Raw genomic sequence first — 15,319 nt, 5'->3', positions numbered from 1 at the left:
CCTCTGGATCTTGCGGCACCGCCGCCTGCGGACCGGACCCCAGTCTAATGGACGTCCCTTGCCGTTCCTGGGCGCTCCCCGGGGTGCCGACAGCGAAGCCGGGGGCGTCCTCGCGGAGCTACCCCCGGCTTACCTGCTGGAACAGATTGCCCGCAGGTGCTGCTACTTCGGCATCAGCACCGAGTCGATCAGGTAAACGGTGGCATTCTTCGTCTGGACGCCGCCGCAGATGACGTTGGCCTCATCCACCTTGAGCTCGTCGCCGCTGCCGGTAACGGTCACGGATCCGCCCTGGACGGTTGCGTGCGTGCCCGCGATCATATCGGGGGTGATCTGGCCCGGCACCACGTGGTAGGTCAGGATCTTGCTGAGCAGGGCGTCATCAGTCTTCAGGGTTTCAATGGTGGCTGCATCGATCTTCGCGAAGGCATCATCCACCGGTGCAAAAACGGTGAATTCGTCCCCGTTGAGAGTGTCCACCAGGTCAACCTTGGGGTTCAGCTTCCCCGAAACCGCGGACGTAAGGGTCGTTAGGATCGGGTTGTTGGATGCGGCAACGGCCACCGGGTCAAGTGCCATGCCCTCAACCGAACCCGCGCCGGTCGGCACCTGCTCTGCATACGCAGCGCAGCCCGGACCCACCAGGTTGGCGGCGGGATCCATGGCGCCGGCTGAGGAGGTGGCCGACGGGGAAGAGGCCATGCTGGAGGCCGAGGGTGAGTCTGCGGGGGCGGAGGAGCCTGACGTGGAGGCTGAACCGCCGCATGCGGTCAGGCTCAACAGAGCTGCTGCTGCAACGCCTGCGACGGTGAAGGTTGTGCGCTTGATGGTCGGCATTTCAGTTCTCCTTGGGTTGTGGCTTCTGCCCGCCGCGGACAGGATGTCTGCGGCACATGGGGCTTTTCCGGTGGGCACCTGCCCGTGGCTGGTGTCTCACTGGGTATTCGGCCGGGTGCAGGACGCGGATGGGTGCGTCCATGGAGTTTCTTTCTGCGGCAGGCCTTAACGCAGTGATCCCCCGGCCGAAGCCGGGGGATCACAAGGTGCGCAAGGGGGGACTTGAACCCCCACGCCCGAAGGCACAGGAACCTAAATCCTGCGTGTCTGCCAATTTCACCACTCGCGCAAGGCTGCCTGCCGCGCTTTCCCAAAAAGGTCGACGGCGGATGCCAGAGTCCATTGTAGCCTCGCCAAGGCGGGATCCAGGGTCAGCCGCAGCAGGAGCCAGTGACGGGTCAGGAGTCCAGCTTCAGGTCCCGCCGCAGTTTGGCCACATGCCCCGTTGCCCTTACGTTGTACTGGGCCAGCGCAACCTTGCCATCCGGGTCCACCACGACAGTGGAGCGGATGAGTCCCTGGTAGGTCTTGCCGTAGTTCTTTTTTTCGCCCCAGGCGCCGTAAGCCTCCGCCACGGCATGACCCTCGTCCGAAAGCAGGGGAAAGCTTAAGTCTTCCTTGGCGGCGAACTTAGCCAGCTTTTCCGCGGGATCAGGGGAGATGCCGAGGACGTCGTAGCCCGCGGACTGGAGGGAAGCCAGGTTGTCCCGGAAGTCGCATGCTTCCTTGGTGCATCCCGGTGTTGCGGCCGCCGGGTAGAAGTACACGATGGTGTGGCGGCCCGTGCCGGGGGCGAGGGACACCTCTGCACCTGAGGAATCCTTTAAGGTAAAGCCGGGCGCGTCGTCTCCGGCTACGAGTCTTTCAGCCAATGTTTTTCTCCTTGTTGCAGGCGGGACACAACAGCCTAGTAAGCAGGGGGAACCAGTGCTAATCACCACTTGGCTATACTTGCTGCTATGCCTGATATGGATCACTGGCCCACGGGGCGCCTCTTGTCCACTGCTGCGCGCCTCGTTGAACACTCCTGGAATGAAAAACTCGGCGCTATTGGCCTCACCCACGCCGGTGTCATCGCCATCGAGGTCCTCGACGCGCAAGGCCCCATGACCCAGGCGCAGCTTGCCCAATACGTCCGTGTCCAGGCCCAGACCATGGGGAAGACACTGAGCCGGCTGGAGTCGCACGGGCACATTGTCCGCGTCCGCAGCACGTCGGACCGCAGGAGCCATGTTGTGTCACTCACGGAGCGCGGCAAGGAGGCAGTGGCAGCGGCAGTGCAAATGGAACGTTCAGTGCTGGCATCAGCGTCAATCGATCCTGATGTGCTCCGGCAGGAGCTCCAGGCGGTGGTGCGGGAGCTGGCCAGCCAGTTCGCCACCTCGCCCAGCGCGGACGCCCTGGTTAACAACACTCCCTAGACATTTCGGGTGGCCCCGATGCTGCCGCGGCGTGTCCCCAGCTTGTCCAGGTTGGGGACACGCCTTTTTTGTGCTCCGGCCACCGCCGACAAGAAGCGGATGAACGCGCGGCACAGTGGGCATGCAACAAAAAACCTCCGACCCACATTGCTGTGAGCCGGAGGCTTTTTCTCCCTGGTGCACCCCCCGGGACTTGAACCCGGAACCCATTGATTAAGAGTCAATTGCTCTGCCAATTGAGCTAGAGGTGCATTCCTTTTGCCTTGATCACCGGGCTTTTCTTTCCCCGTTGACCTCCGCAACGACATGAAACTCTACACGAACTTTTTGTTCATGTGAAATCGGCCCGGAGTTGAGGGGCCTGGCCTCTCTGTCGATGGCAAAACCAGCAGAAATCCGCGGTTTCCGGCTGGCCGGGAGGCCGTAACCGCCTCCCGGTCGCCCGGCTGCGGAGGCGTGGGCCGGCAATGAGGATTGTGAATTGGCCCACAGGCCAATCCCGCTTCGGCGCCGCTTCTGCAGAACTGTCCCCCTTCCCTTACAGGCGCTTGCGGCGCGGAGCCCGGAACCCTGCCGCTTCGGCATGGGCCTCGGACTCAAACCACACGTCAGCGCTGGCCTGTTCGTAGTCAGGGTGCTCCTCGCCGTAGTAGACCATGGCTCCGGCATCACCCTTCACCGGGTAGTCTGCCGGCCCGCTTCCGTCAGCTGCGGGGGCGGCGGAGCCGGCACCGTAGGGCTCCTCCGCCGCGAGGTGCCCTGCCGCTTCATATACCGGGGCGGACTGCGGCTCCCCGGTGTGGTCCGCTCCGGCCTCCACCAGGGCCGAGGACTGGGTGCGGTCTGCAGTCTCCGCAGCGGCGGCGCCCGCCGGAACTGCCCCGGCCTGTCCTGGCTCCGGCGCCTGGTCCGCTGCCATGCCCGGGCCGGTGGCTGGGCGCCCCGACGTTGGGGCACTGACCTCCGTGCCGGCGTCATCCAGGTCCTCCACAGCGGCCGTTTCCGCGCCGGGGAGGGTGGGGGCGTGCGGATCTGTGTACTCGGAATGGTGGACAGGCCGGGTTCCAGCTGCTGCGTCCGGCGCAGGTTCCGCGGAGCCTGCCACCGGTGCGGCTCCTGCCGGGTGCGCAGACCCACCGAACATCGCGGCCGCACTTTCCTGGCCGCCGCCCTCCGTGCCGCCACCGGCCTTCCCGGCCACGTCCTCGTTGGCGTCGTTTCGGCCGCTGGCGTGGGAAAGGGCGGAGGATCCGGAGCCGGATGCTTCCGACCACTGGGTTTCCCACTCGGCTTCGTCCTGGCGGCGGTGTTCTTCCCGGCGTCCGGTGGACGACGCCGGGGAGCCGGCCCCCGTGCTTTCCGGGCCGCCGGCAGCTGCAGGTGCCGCAGCAGTTTCAGCGGGTTCCTCCGCAGTGGCCGGCGCCGCTGGTTCGGCAGCCCGCCCAAACCCTGCTGCGCTGGCAATGCCGGTGGTCCCGGCGGCTTCGGCGGAGGCCGCAGTCCCGCCGCCACCGGAGAGCGCCCCGTCGGACCGGGTGCCGTGAGTGCCGGACGCATCTCGCGCCCTGGAAGAAGTTCCATCCTTCGACGCGCGGCTGCGGTTCAACAGCCACCACACAACGCCGGCGAGGAGAACGATAAGAATGATCCAGAAAACGAGATCCACATCAAGCCCTTCAGTCGGGATTTTCAAGGTGTCCTGCCCGACGCTACGTCTGGTGGCCACGGCTGTCCAGGTTCATGGAAGGCAGACGTGCCGCAGGGCGGGCTGGACAGCCCGGAGGGTGAGGTGCGCCACAAGCCGAAGGGGAGTGGGGCAGCGCACGTCTCACGATTCGAGATGGACGTCCACTGTTGGATGCGAATTTTCCCGTTTTTGGTCCCAGAGGCCCAAGTCCTTTCATGCAGCGCGTCCTGGAGCCATAGACTTTCCCGTATGAGTGACACCCAGACTGCAACCGAGAACAAGCCTGATATCAAACCCCGGAGCCGGGTTGTAACCGACGGAATCCATGCTGCACCGGCACGCGGCATGTTCCGCGCGGTAGGCATGGGGGACGACGACTTCGCCAAGCCCCAGGTCGGTGTTGCGAGCTCGTGGAACGAAATTACTCCGTGCAACCTCTCTCTCAACAGGCTTGCCCAGGGCGCCAAGGAAGGCGTTCATGCAGGCGGTGGTTTCCCGATGCAGTTTGGGACCATTTCCGTTTCCGACGGCATCTCGATGGGGCATGAAGGCATGCACTTCTCCCTGGTGTCCCGCGAAGTCATCGCAGACTCCGTGGAGACCGTGATGCAGGCCGAGCGGATTGACGGCTCCGTGCTGCTGGCTGGCTGCGATAAGTCCCTTCCGGGCATGCTGATGGCTGCGGCCCGCCTGGACCTTTCCAGTGTCTTCCTCTACGCCGGCTCCATCATGCCCGGCTGGGTCAAGCTTGAGGACGGCTCAGAGAAGGAAGTCACCCTCATTGACGCCTTCGAGGCCGTTGGTGCCTGCGCCGCGGGCAAGATGAGCATGGAGGACCTCACCCGCATCGAGAAGGCCATCTGCCCGGGCGAAGGCGCCTGCGGCGGCATGTACACCGCCAACACCATGGCCTGCATCGGCGAGGCGCTGGGCATGTCCCTGCCCGGCTCAGCCGCACCGCCCTCGGCGGACCGCCGTCGTGATGAATATGCCCGCAAGTCCGGCGAGGCAGTGGTCAACCTGCTGCGCAAGGGGATCACAGCCCGGCACATCATGACCAAGAAGGCCTTCGAGAACGCCATCGCCGTTACCATGGCCTTCGGCGGGTCCACCAACGCCGTGCTGCACCTGCTGGCGATCGCCCGTGAAGCCGAGGTTGAGCTGACCCTCGATGACTTCAACCGCATCGGCGACAAGATCCCGCACCTGGGCGACCTCAAGCCCTTCGGCCGCTACGTCATGACCGACGTCGACAAGATCGGCGGCGTGCCGGTGATCATGAAGGCGCTGCTCGACGCCGGCCTGCTGCACGGTGACTGCCTCACCGTCACCGGCAAGACGGTCGCCGAGAACCTCGAAGCCATCAACCCGCCGGACGTTGACGGCAAGATCCTGCGCGCGCTGGACAACCCCATCCACAAGACCGGCGGCATCACCATCCTCCACGGCTCGCTGGCCCCCGAAGGCGCGGTGGTCAAGAGCGCCGGGTTCGACGCCGACGTCTTCGAGGGCACCGCCCGCGTCTTCGAACGCGAGCAGGGCGCCCTGGATGCGCTGGACAAGGGCCAGATCCAGAAGGGCGACGTGGTGGTCATCCGCTACGAAGGCCCCAAGGGCGGCCCCGGCATGCGCGAGATGCTCGCCATTACCGGTGCAATCAAGGGCGCGGGCCTGGGTAAGGACGTCCTCCTCCTCACGGACGGGCGGTTCTCGGGCGGCACCACAGGGCTGTGCATCGGGCACGTTGCCCCTGAAGCCGTCGACGGCGGTCCCATCGCCTTCGTCAAGGACGGCGACCGGATCCGCGTTGACATCGCCGCACGCAGCTTCGACCTGCTGGTGGACGAGGCCGAGCTCGAGTCCCGCAAGGTGGGCTGGCAGCCGCTGCCGGCACGCTACACCAAGGGCGTCCTGGCCAAGTACGCCAAACTGGTGCACAGCGCCAGCACGGGCGCTTACTGCGGATGATACCTTCCCCTTCCGGAAGGCGCTGGGCGCCTTCCGGAAGGGGCCCTCTCGTATCACCCTCATTAAGCCTGCCGCCGCCAGTGGTCAATGGCTCCGGTTTGATCCAGCCGCGATAGGATCGAAGGGTGGACAGTGTTGTCCACATGGTGAGATCGCGCCACGCCTCGTTGACACTGATCTCGCCAAGAGGGAAAACTGAACGCATGACTTTCGTTACCGGCATCGTCGTCGTACTTACCAAGCGCGTGGCACATTAGCCTCCACTGGTAACGAACCGTCACGCGCAACCCCTCGAAGAGCCGCCAGGCTGAGGGGTTTTTTTATTCCCCGCAGTTTCCACGAACCACAGATGATCCACAAGGAAGAGTCCGATGAGCAAAGGATCGCCGATCAGCCCCTCGCTGATGGCTACTAAGTCCGCTGGAGCCGCAAAGGCTCCGGACCGCGCCGAGCGGACGGCCGAGCACGCCGTCGTCGCCGACCTTGCCGCCGCCTCTCCTGTCCTTGGGCCGAACAACGTTGTACCACCAACGGTGATGACCGGCTCGCAAGCTATTGTCCGCTCGCTCGAAGAACTCGGCGTCGACGATATTTTCGGTTTGCCCGGTGGCGCGATCCTGCCCACCTATGACCCCTTGATGGCCTCCAGCATGAACCACGTGCTGGTCCGTCACGAACAGGGAGCCGGCCACGCCGCGCAAGGCTACGCCATGGTCACCGGACGGGTGGGCGTCTGCATCGCCACCTCCGGCCCGGGTGCCACCAACCTCGTTACCGCCATCATGGACGCGCACATGGACTCCGTGCCGCTGGTGGCCATCACCGGCCAGGTATCCAGCGGTGTAATCGGCACCGATGCTTTCCAGGAAGCCGACATCGTGGGCATCACCATGCCCATCACCAAGCATTCCTTCCTGGTGACCGACCCCAATGACATTCCGCACGTCATGGCCGAGGCCTTCCACCTCGCTTCCACGGGCCGCCCCGGTCCCGTCCTGGTGGACGTGGCCAAGGACGCCCAGGTGGGAGAGATGACCTTTTCCTGGCCGCCCAAGGTGGACCTGCCCGGCTACCGGCCCGTCACCCGTGGCCACAACAAGCAGGTCCGCGAGGCTGCCAAGCTCATCGCCGCCTCCTCCAAGCCCGTCCTGTACGTCGGCGGCGGCGTGGTCAAGGCGCACGCCTCTGCCGAACTGCGTGCCCTTGCGGAAGCTACCGGAGCGCCTGTGGTCACTACCCTGATGGCCAAAGGAGTCTTCCCGGACTCGCATCCGCAGCACATGGGAATGCCCGGCATGCACGGCAGCGTTTCCGCCGTGACTGCCCTGCAGCAGGCAGACCTCCTGATCACTCTGGGCGCCCGCTTCGACGACCGGGTGACCGGCGTGCTCAAGACGTTCGCGCCCATGGCCAAGGTGATCCACGCGGACATCGACCCCGCCGAAATCTCGAAGAACCGGCCCGCTGATGTCCCCATCGTCGGATCCGTCAAGGAGATCATTCCTGAGCTCACCGAGGCAGTCAGGACCCAGTTCGAGGCTTCCGGCGTCCCGGACCTCACCACCTGGTGGGCCTTCCTGAACAACCTCAAGGAAACCTATCCGTTGGGCTGGACTGAACCGGAGGACGGCCTCACGGCCCCGCAGAAAGTCATCGAACGCATCGGTGCGCTGACCGGTCCCGAAGGGGTTTACGTAGCCGGTGTGGGCCAGCACCAGATGTGGGCCGCGCAGTTCATCAAGTATGAGCGCCCCCACGCCTGGCTGAACTCCGGCGGAGCCGGCACCATGGGTTACGCCGTTCCGGCAGCGATGGGCGCCAAGGTTGGCGAGCCGGACCGCGTGGTCTGGGCGATCGACGGTGACGGCTGCTTCCAGATGACCAACCAGGAACTGGCCACCTGCGCTATCAACAACATCCCCATCAAGGTGGCTGTCATCAACAACTCCTCGCTGGGCATGGTGCGGCAGTGGCAGACCCTCTTCTACGAGGGCCGCTACTCGAACACGGACCTGAACACCGGCCACGACACCGTCCGTATCCCGGACTTCGTCAAGCTGGGTGAGGCCTACGGCTGCGCCTCGTTCCGCTGCGAACGCGATGAGGACATCGACGCCACCATCCAGAAGGCCCTCGAAATCAACGACCGTCCTGTGGTCATTGACTTCGTGGTGAGCCCCAACTCCATGGTGTGGCCGATGGTGCCCGCCGGCGTAAGCAACGACCAGATCCAGGTTGCCCGCAACATGACCCCGGAATGGGAAGAAGAGGACTGACCATGAGCCGCCATACACTTTCCGTCCTGGTCGAAGACAAGCCCGGCGTCCTGACCCGGGTTGCCAGCCTCTTCGCCCGCCGCGCCTTCAACATCAACTCCCTGGCAGTCGGCCCCACCGAGGTTCCGGGGATCTCCCGGATGACGGTCGTTGTCGACGCCGACGGCGACCTCATTGAGCAGGTCACCAAGCAGCTCAACAAACTGATCAACGTCATCAAGATCGTTGAGCTCACCTCTGAATCTTCCGTACAGCGAGACCACATCCTGGTCAAGGTACGTGCGGATGCCGCAACACGCCTGCAGGTAACCCAGGCTGCAGACCTGTTCCGCGCCGCCGTCGTCGACGTGTCCACCGACTCGTTGGTGATCGAGGCAACCGGTACCCCGGAGAAGCTCGCAGCGCTGCTTTCAGTGCTGGAGCCCTTCGGCATCCGCGAAATCGTGCAGTCCGGCACCCTGGCCGTTGGACGGGGATCCCGCTCCATGAGTGACCGGGCGCTGCGTTCCGCCTAGCCCCTATGGCCTGGCGGACCTGCGCCCGTAACCGCAGCACCACACAACACCTATCTACAAAACCACTCAAGAGGAGTTACGCAAGTGACTGAAATGTTCTACGACGACGACGCCGACCTGTCGATCATCCAGGGCCGCAAAGTTGCCATCGTTGGCTACGGATCCCAGGGCCACGCCCACGCGCTCAACCTGCGCGATTCAGGCGTCGAAGTTGTTATTGCCCTTCAGGAGGGCTCACGGTCCAAGGCGAAGGCCGAAGACGCAGGCTTCACTGTCAAGAACGTCGCCGACGCCGCCGAATGGGCCGACGTCATCATGATCCTGGCTCCGGACCAGCACCAGCGCTCCATCTACAACGAGTCCATCAAGGACAAGCTGGCACCGGGCAAGGCCCTGGCCTTCGCCCACGGTTTCAACATCCGCTTCGGCTACATCCAGGCACCGGAGGGCGTTGACGTCATCCTCGTCGCCCCGAAGGCACCTGGCCACACCGTGCGCCGCGAATTCGAGGCCGGCCGCGGCATCCCGGACATCATCGCCGTGGAGCAGGACGCCTCCGGCTCCGCCTGGGACCTGGCGAAGTCCTACGCCAAGGCCATCGGCGGCACCCGCGCCGGTGTCATCAAGACCACCTTCACCGAAGAGACCGAAACCGACCTCTTCGGCGAACAGGCTGTCCTCTGCGGCGGCGTCTCCCAGCTGATCCAGTACGGCTTCGAGACCCTGACCGAGGCCGGCTACCAGCCGCAGATCGCCTACTTCGAGGTGCTCCACGAGCTCAAGCTGATCGTCGACCTCATGTGGGAAGGCGGCATCGCCAAGCAGCGCTGGAGCGTCTCCGACACCGCAGAGTACGGCGACTACGTCTCCGGCCCGCGCGTCATCACCCCCGAGGTGAAGGAAAACATGAAGGCCGTCCTGGCCGACATCCAGTCCGGTGCTTTCGCCAAGCGCTTCATCGAGGACCAGGACAACGGCGGCATCGAGTTCAAGGAACTGCGCGCAAAGGCTGAGCAGCACCCCATCGAGGCCGTGGGCCGCGAACTGCGCTCCCTGTTCTCCTGGCAGCAGCAGGACGTGGACTACGTGGAAGGTTCAGCAGCCCGCTAAGGCTGTCTGCCACCAACCACCCCCTTGGGCACCGTGAGGCCGGGTTCACACTTAACAATGTGAGCCCGGCCTTTGCGTCGGCCTAGACTTGATGTCATCCCCAGGACTGCAACGCAGAGGATCAGCCGTGTCAAAACCCGTAGTACTGCTCGCCGAAGAACTTTCCCCCGCCACGATCGAGGCGCTGGGCCCGGACTTCGAAATCCGCCAGACAGACGGCGCCGACCGTTCCCAGCTGCTCTCTGCCATCGGCGACGTTGACGCCATCCTGGTCCGCTCCGCCACCCAGGTCGATGCCGAGGCGATTGCCGCCGCGAAGAACCTCAAGGTCATCGCCCGTGCCGGTGTTGGCCTGGACAACGTGGACATCAAGGCCGCCACCCAGGCCGGCGTGATGGTGGTTAATGCGCCCACTTCCAACATCGTCTCCGCCGCTGAACTCACCGTGGGCCACATCCTCAGCCTGGCCCGCCACATTCCGCAGGCAAGCGCAGCCCTCAAGGACGGCGAGTGGAAGCGCTCCAAGTACACGGGCATCGAGCTCTTCGAGAAAAAGATCGGCATCATCGGCCTCGGCCGGATCGGTGCCCTCGTGGCTGCACGGCTCAAGGGCTTCGACACCAAGATCCTCGCCTACGACCCCTACATCACCTCGGCCCGTGCAGCTCAGCTTGGGGTGCAGCTGGTAACGCTTGACGAACTCCTGGCCCAGGCCGACTTCATCACCATCCACATGCCCAAGACGCCGGAGACGGTGGGCATGCTGGGCGCGGATGCCTTTAAGAAGATGAAGAACACCGCCTACGTGGTGAACGTGGCCCGCGGCGGCCTCGTGGACGAAGAAGCCCTTTTCACAGCCCTGCAGGACGGCGAAATCGCCGGCGCCGGCGTCGACGTCTTCGCCAAGGAGCCCAGCACGGACCTGCCCTTCTTCAAGCTGGACAACGTGGTGGTCACGCCGCACCTGGGTGCCTCCACCGACGAGGCACAGGAAAAGGCCGGTGTTTCGGTTGCGAAGTCCGTCCGCCTGGCACTTGCCGGCGAGCTGGTTCCCGATGCCGTGAACGTCGCGGGCGGTGTCATCGCCCCCGATGTCCGCCCGGGCATCCCGCTGATCGAGAAGCTCGGCCGCATCTTCACCGCCCTGACACATGCCTCGCTGACGCAGTTCGACATCGAAGTGGCCGGTGAGATCTCCTCCCTTGACGTCAAGGTCCTGGAGCTGGCCGCGCTGAAGGGGATCTTCGCCGACGTCGTTACCGAGCAGGTGTCCTACGTCAACGCCCCGGTCATCGCAGAGCAGCGCGGCATCAATGTCCGCCTGATCACCACCCCGGAAACTGAGTCCTACCGGAACGTCCTGACCCTGCGCGGCGCCCTGAGCGACGGCAGCCAGATCTCCGTGGCCGGCACCCTGACCGGGCCCAAGCAGATCCAGAAGCTGGTGGGCATCAACGGGTTCGAGGTGGAAATCCCCATCAGTGAACACCTGGTGGTTGTGGCCTACACCGACCGTCCCGGCGTGGTGGGAACCATCGGGCACATCCTGGGCATGAACAACATCAACATCGCCGGCATGCAGGTTGCGCGCTCGAACGAGGGCGGACAGGTGCTCGCACTGCTCACCATCGACAGCTCTGTGCCCCAGCAGGTCCTGGATGCCATCAAGGCCGGCATCGGTGCAGAGATGGTCCGTGAAGTGGACCTGGAGGACTAGCCCACAACGGGGGAAACACCGAACCACCGGCCTCCCTTCGGCGAGTCCCGGGGAGGCCACGTATGATTGGCCGGTCTGCTTAAAATGGCTTGGTCCTGTTTCAGGACCCGGCCCGCAGGCCGGCCACTACCTTTTTGCACATCCGTCCGTCATAGCCCATGTCCGCCTGGGGCGGACCCGAATGTGCGCACGCAATCCAGGTTTCAGGGAGCTCCATGAACGCCGTCCAGAGGTTCATCAGAAGCAGGGTGCTGCTGTTGACCGCGGCCATTCTGATCGCAGCCATGTGCTTGTCGGTCCTTGTCCAAAGCCAGTCGCAGGCTGCACTCAGCCGGACCGTAGATGAAAATTCACGGGGCCTGTACGACGTCCTGGTGCAGGCGAAGGCCCCCACCGGGGCGCTTCTGCAGCCGGAGATCGCCAACGGGACCGGCGGCATCAGCTTCGAACAGCTGGACGCCATCAGGAAGCTGTCCGGAACCTCCGTAGCAGCACCCATCAGCCTGGTCTCGCGAGTCACCCAGAACCTCGAGGCGCCCCGCCTCGACGCTATGGACTACCTGGGCTACAACGCAGGGCTGGCCGGTACTGCAACGGCTGACCAGGCTGCCGGCGCCACGGCACCGGAGCAGTGGCCCGCCGCCGAATCGGTACTAAGCGACAACACCAAAAAGTACCGGCTGACCGCCAGTGCAGTGACCTCGGACGGTGTGTCCGAGCAGACGCTCTTCAAGTCCACGGCTGAAGGCACCCTTGGCAAGGCCCGCCTCGTGGAGGAGAAGGCGGCGGGCGGAACGAGCATCCGTATCGCGGCCCCCAGGGACGAAACCGGCATCAAGTTTCCGTCTCCCGCCGGCGGGTCCGAACACAACCTGTTCAACCTTTCCGTATCGCTGCCCCTGGCCCCGGAAGTGACGGAGTCCGTGGTGGCCGTCGATCCAGCCGCGGAACGTGCACTGCTGGGTTCAGCCGGCGATTTCCTGGCCCCGCTGGAAAAGGCGCCGCCGGCCGACGCCCGTGACGCCGGAGCCATCGGCCGCTACTTTGAGGGTCTCTTCACCAACGGCATCCGCCTGGATGAACTGCAGGAGGGGCCGGACTTCCTTGGCGTCAAGCTCAAGTACTGGGCGCCCCTGATGACCCAGTACCAGCAGGCCAAGCGGACCGGGCAGCTGACCGCCGACTCGCAGGCTATTCCACTGATCGTGCGCTCGGGCACCTCCCTGGACCTGAAGTACAACGTCAGGATCGAAGAGATTGACGACGCCGGCAAGGTGGTCCAGGAGGTGGGCACCGTGTCCCGCTCACTGGACAAGGACTACCTCCCGTTCGTTTCGAAAGATCCGTTCGTCCTGTCCTGGCCCGGTTCCACAGACCATTCCTCCCTGCTCGGTGCCACAGGCAACTTCAACCAGGGCCTGTACACCCCGGCCCAATGGAGTACTGACTTCGCTGCCGCGCCCCGCTACACCGACGGAGACACCGCCGCGAACGGCGCAGTGGACAAGACGGCGGTCCCCGGCGAATGGGTGACCGTCAACCGGCTGCCCGAGAAGAGCGCCAACGGCACCCCGGTGGACCAGACGCAGCGCGAGCCCGTAGACGAGCGTGCCTATCGGGAGAACCTGGAGACAGGCAAAAAAACGGCAGCTCCGCTGGCCATGGTGTACGGCACGTTCGACCCCTCCGCAGTTGCTGCTGCCGCCGGGGACGTCAACAAGCTGCCACTGGGCGGCTATGATCCCACCCCCTTCACGCTGGTCAAGGATGCCGCCGGGAATGATGTTCCCGCCACCGAGCTGGAACCGTCCCTGAGCGCCACTGGCCTTGCCAGCCAGTCGGCAGGTGCCATCACCGACTACTACGGCTTGGCCGCCGCCCGCGGCTACACCGAAAACGCGGCCGTCATTGACGCGGTCCGCGTCCGTGCCAAGGCGCCCGGCAGCTGGAAGGAGGCGCAGCCCGACGTCGAGCAGTTGGCCGCCGACATCCGCGAGATGGGCCTGGAGGCCACCATCGTTGCCGGCTCGGCCCGCGAGGATGCCAGCATCTTCGTCCCCGGCTACTATAAGGACGACGCCGGCAAGGAATCCGCCCTGGGCACCGTCCAGCAGTCGTGGGTCCGGCAGAACGCCGCTGACGCCGTCACCGGCTCGCTGTCCGGCACCAACGTCACGCTGCTCTTCCTGACGCTGTGCGGCGCTGCCCTCCTCACCGGGGCATCCACCGTGAGCTACATCCGCAAGCGGCGCAGCGAGGCCGGAACCCTGAGGGCCATGGGCTGGACCCAGCGGCGGATCCGCAGCTGGGTGCTGGAGGAGTTCGGCGTCGGCGCCGTCCTGCTTGCCGTAGTGGGGGTGGTGCTGAGCCTGGTCAGCTGGAGCCTCGCCACAGCCCTGGTATGCGTCGCCGTCCTGGTGCTCTACGCTGCAGCCGCCCTCTTCGCGGCGCAGCAGCTGCGCCACAGGGATGTCATCGACCAGGAACCACAGCATGACGAACGGCTGATCCAGGTGGATTCACCGCTGACCTTTGCCAACCGCCAGCTGAGCACCAACAAGTTCAACACGCTGTCGCTCGCCGTAGCAGTTGGTGTGTTCGGAGCAGCAGTCGGCGGTCTCATTGCCCTGCTCATCGACATCCCGCGCGCTGCCGGAGCCAGTGCGCTGAGTGGTCTGGCAGCCGCCGCCGTGGCAATGCCGAGCATCCTCCTGGCCCTTGCCGGAGTGGTGGTGGGCCTGGTGCTGACGCTGGTGACCGGACGCTTCGAACTTAACGCCAAGCGCCAGTACCTTGGCATCCTCCAGGCCATGGGCTGGAACCCGGACATGCTCCGCCAGGTCCGGCTGTTCGAAAATGCCCTGGTGGGAACCGTGGCCCTGCCGCTGGGCGTGCTGGGCGCCCTGGGCATCGGCCTGCTGCTGGCCCCCTATGCCGCGCTGTGGGCAGGCGTCGCCGGCCTCGTGGCTGTACTTTGCTGGATACCGATTGCAACGAAAGTGGTCCAATGACAAACCCGACGAATGTCCAGCGGAGCCGCAGGGGCGGCTCCGGCGAGGTTCCCCTGCAGACCCGCGCCAACACCATCGTCAAGGCGGCTGACCACGCCACCCCGCTGGAACTGAGCGACATCACCATCCGCTACGGCGGCGGCAAGGGCGGGGCGGAGGCCGTCAGCGTGGTGGAGGGATTCGACTTGACCCTGCACGCCGGCGAGATGCACTGCGTCGCCGGCCGAAGCGGCTCCGGCAAGACCAGCATCCTCACCGTCGGCGCGGGACTCACGCTCCCGACGTCGGGCCGCGTCTTTTGGGAGGGTGATTCCCTTGAAAGCATGGGCGACGACGAAATTGCCGACCGCCGTCGCGCACTCATCGGTTACGTTGACCAGGGCGGCGCCCTGATCGACGGGATGAGCGCGCTGGAGAACGTTCTCCTCCCCGCGGTCCCGGACGGCGAAGTGGACCAGCGGCGGGACATGGCGAAGGATCTCCTGGACCTGGTCGGCCTCGGCCGCAGGATGCGGCACCGCCCGGCCCAGCTCTCCGGCGGCGAACGCCAGCGTGTGGCCATTGCCCGCGCCCTGATCCTGGGCACCCGGGTGCTGGTGGTGGACGAGCCGACAGCGAGCCTGGACCGTGCCTCCGCCAACCGCATCATCAGCATCCTGAAGGACACCACATCGGACGGTATCGCCGTGCTGGTGGCCTCGCACGACCACGAACTGGTTCGGCTCAGCGACAGCCTGACTGAACTCATCTAGCCCGTCCCTCCGCACCGAAGGTAAC

General features: G+C 65.1%; 11 protein-coding genes and 2 tRNA genes. 8 read left to right on the top strand and 5 right to left on the bottom strand.

Annotated elements, in window-relative coordinates; genetic code table 11:
• Nucleotides 1–162: 162 nt before the first annotated feature.
• The 3 genes from FDW81_RS13275 to bcp form a co-directional block, all read right to left on the bottom strand.
• Nucleotides 163–837, bottom strand: a complete 675-nt coding sequence (locus tag FDW81_RS13275; RefSeq protein WP_138134647.1) for a fasciclin domain-containing protein — start codon at nucleotides 835–837, stop codon at nucleotides 163–165.
• A 207-nt stretch (nucleotides 838–1,044) separates the two neighbouring features.
• Nucleotides 1,045–1,126, bottom strand: a tRNA-Leu gene (locus tag FDW81_RS13270).
• 109 nt (nucleotides 1,127–1,235) lie between these two features.
• Nucleotides 1,236–1,709, bottom strand: coding sequence for a thioredoxin-dependent thiol peroxidase (gene bcp / locus FDW81_RS13265; protein ID WP_138134646.1), 474 nt, complete (start codon nucleotides 1,707–1,709; stop codon nucleotides 1,236–1,238).
• 96 nt (nucleotides 1,710–1,805) lie between these two features.
• Here bcp and FDW81_RS13260 point away from each other — a divergent pair, with 96 nt between their 5' ends.
• Entirely contained in the window at nucleotides 1,806–2,258 is a 453-nt protein-coding gene (locus FDW81_RS13260; protein WP_138134680.1) for a MarR family winged helix-turn-helix transcriptional regulator, read from the top strand.
• A 175-nt stretch (nucleotides 2,259–2,433) separates the two neighbouring features.
• Here the strand turns inward: FDW81_RS13260 and FDW81_RS13255 are convergent.
• Together FDW81_RS13255 and FDW81_RS13250 are read right to left on the bottom strand one after the other, a co-directional pair.
• A tRNA-Lys gene (locus FDW81_RS13255) sits at nucleotides 2,434–2,509 on the bottom strand.
• 287 nt (nucleotides 2,510–2,796) lie between these two features.
• Nucleotides 2,797–3,951 (bottom strand): hypothetical protein, encoded by a 1,155-nt coding sequence (locus FDW81_RS13250; protein WP_240720265.1) that lies wholly within the window; start codon nucleotides 3,949–3,951, stop codon nucleotides 2,797–2,799.
• A gap of 243 nt (nucleotides 3,952–4,194) precedes the next feature.
• Here FDW81_RS13250 and ilvD point away from each other — a divergent pair, with 243 nt between their 5' ends.
• The 7 genes from ilvD to FDW81_RS13215 all read left to right on the top strand — a co-directional run bounded on the left by ilvD (nucleotide 4,195) and on the right by FDW81_RS13215 (nucleotide 15,294).
• On the top strand, nucleotides 4,195–5,913 hold the full coding sequence (gene ilvD, locus FDW81_RS13245) for a dihydroxy-acid dehydratase (protein ID WP_138134645.1): 1,719 nt from the start codon (nucleotides 4,195–4,197) through the stop codon (nucleotides 5,911–5,913).
• Nucleotides 5,914–6,284: 371 nt separating this feature from the next.
• The gene (locus FDW81_RS13240; protein WP_138134644.1) at nucleotides 6,285–8,189 is read left to right on the top strand and encodes an acetolactate synthase large subunit; all 1,905 of its coding nucleotides are present in this window, start codon (nucleotides 6,285–6,287) and stop codon (nucleotides 8,187–8,189) included.
• 2 nt (nucleotides 8,190–8,191) lie between these two features.
• Nucleotides 8,192–8,704 (top strand): acetolactate synthase small subunit, encoded by a 513-nt coding sequence (ilvN, locus tag FDW81_RS13235; protein ID WP_009356538.1) that lies wholly within the window; start codon nucleotides 8,192–8,194, stop codon nucleotides 8,702–8,704.
• Nucleotides 8,705–8,788: 84 nt separating this feature from the next.
• Nucleotides 8,789–9,814 (top strand): ketol-acid reductoisomerase, encoded by a 1,026-nt coding sequence (ilvC, locus tag FDW81_RS13230; protein ID WP_138134643.1) that lies wholly within the window; start codon nucleotides 8,789–8,791, stop codon nucleotides 9,812–9,814.
• 127 nt (nucleotides 9,815–9,941) lie between these two features.
• On the top strand, nucleotides 9,942–11,531 hold the full coding sequence (serA, locus tag FDW81_RS13225; protein WP_138134642.1) for a phosphoglycerate dehydrogenase: 1,590 nt from the start codon (nucleotides 9,942–9,944) through the stop codon (nucleotides 11,529–11,531).
• A 215-nt stretch (nucleotides 11,532–11,746) separates the two neighbouring features.
• Nucleotides 11,747–14,542 (top strand): ABC transporter permease, encoded by a 2,796-nt coding sequence (locus tag FDW81_RS13220; protein ID WP_138134641.1) that lies wholly within the window; start codon nucleotides 11,747–11,749, stop codon nucleotides 14,540–14,542.
• Nucleotides 14,539–15,294 carry an ABC transporter ATP-binding protein gene (locus FDW81_RS13215; RefSeq protein WP_091721010.1) on the top strand — a complete coding sequence of 252 codons (756 nt, stop codon included), beginning with the start codon at nucleotides 14,539–14,541 and terminating at the stop codon, nucleotides 15,292–15,294. The genes FDW81_RS13220 and FDW81_RS13215 overlap by 4 nt, the downstream gene beginning before the upstream one ends.
• The last annotated feature ends 25 nt before the right edge of the window (nucleotides 15,295–15,319 follow it).

It is taken from the genome of Pseudarthrobacter sp. NamB4 (assembly GCF_005796185.1).
Taxonomy (GTDB): Bacteria; Actinomycetota; Actinomycetes; order Actinomycetales; family Micrococcaceae; genus Arthrobacter.
This window is presented reverse-complemented; position numbering and strand designations above follow the sequence as displayed.

Excerpts from the sequence above, each read along its gene's own strand:
- FDW81_RS13275 (WP_138134647.1), bottom strand. The coding sequence starts at position 837 with ATGCCGACCATCAAGCGCACAACCTTCACCGTCGCAGGCGTTGCAGCA.
- FDW81_RS13260 (WP_138134680.1), top strand. The coding sequence starts at position 1,806 with ATGGATCACTGGCCCACGGGGCGCCTCTTGTCCACTGCTGCGCGCCTC.
- ilvD (WP_138134645.1), top strand. The coding sequence starts at position 4,195 with ATGAGTGACACCCAGACTGCAACCGAGAACAAGCCTGATATCAAACCC.
- FDW81_RS13240 (WP_138134644.1), top strand. The coding sequence starts at position 6,285 with ATGAGCAAAGGATCGCCGATCAGCCCCTCGCTGATGGCTACTAAGTCC.
- ilvN (WP_009356538.1), top strand. The coding sequence starts at position 8,192 with ATGAGCCGCCATACACTTTCCGTCCTGGTCGAAGACAAGCCCGGCGTC.
- FDW81_RS13220 (WP_138134641.1), top strand. The coding sequence starts at position 11,747 with ATGAACGCCGTCCAGAGGTTCATCAGAAGCAGGGTGCTGCTGTTGACC.
- FDW81_RS13215 (WP_091721010.1), top strand. The coding sequence starts at position 14,539 with ATGACAAACCCGACGAATGTCCAGCGGAGCCGCAGGGGCGGCTCCGGC.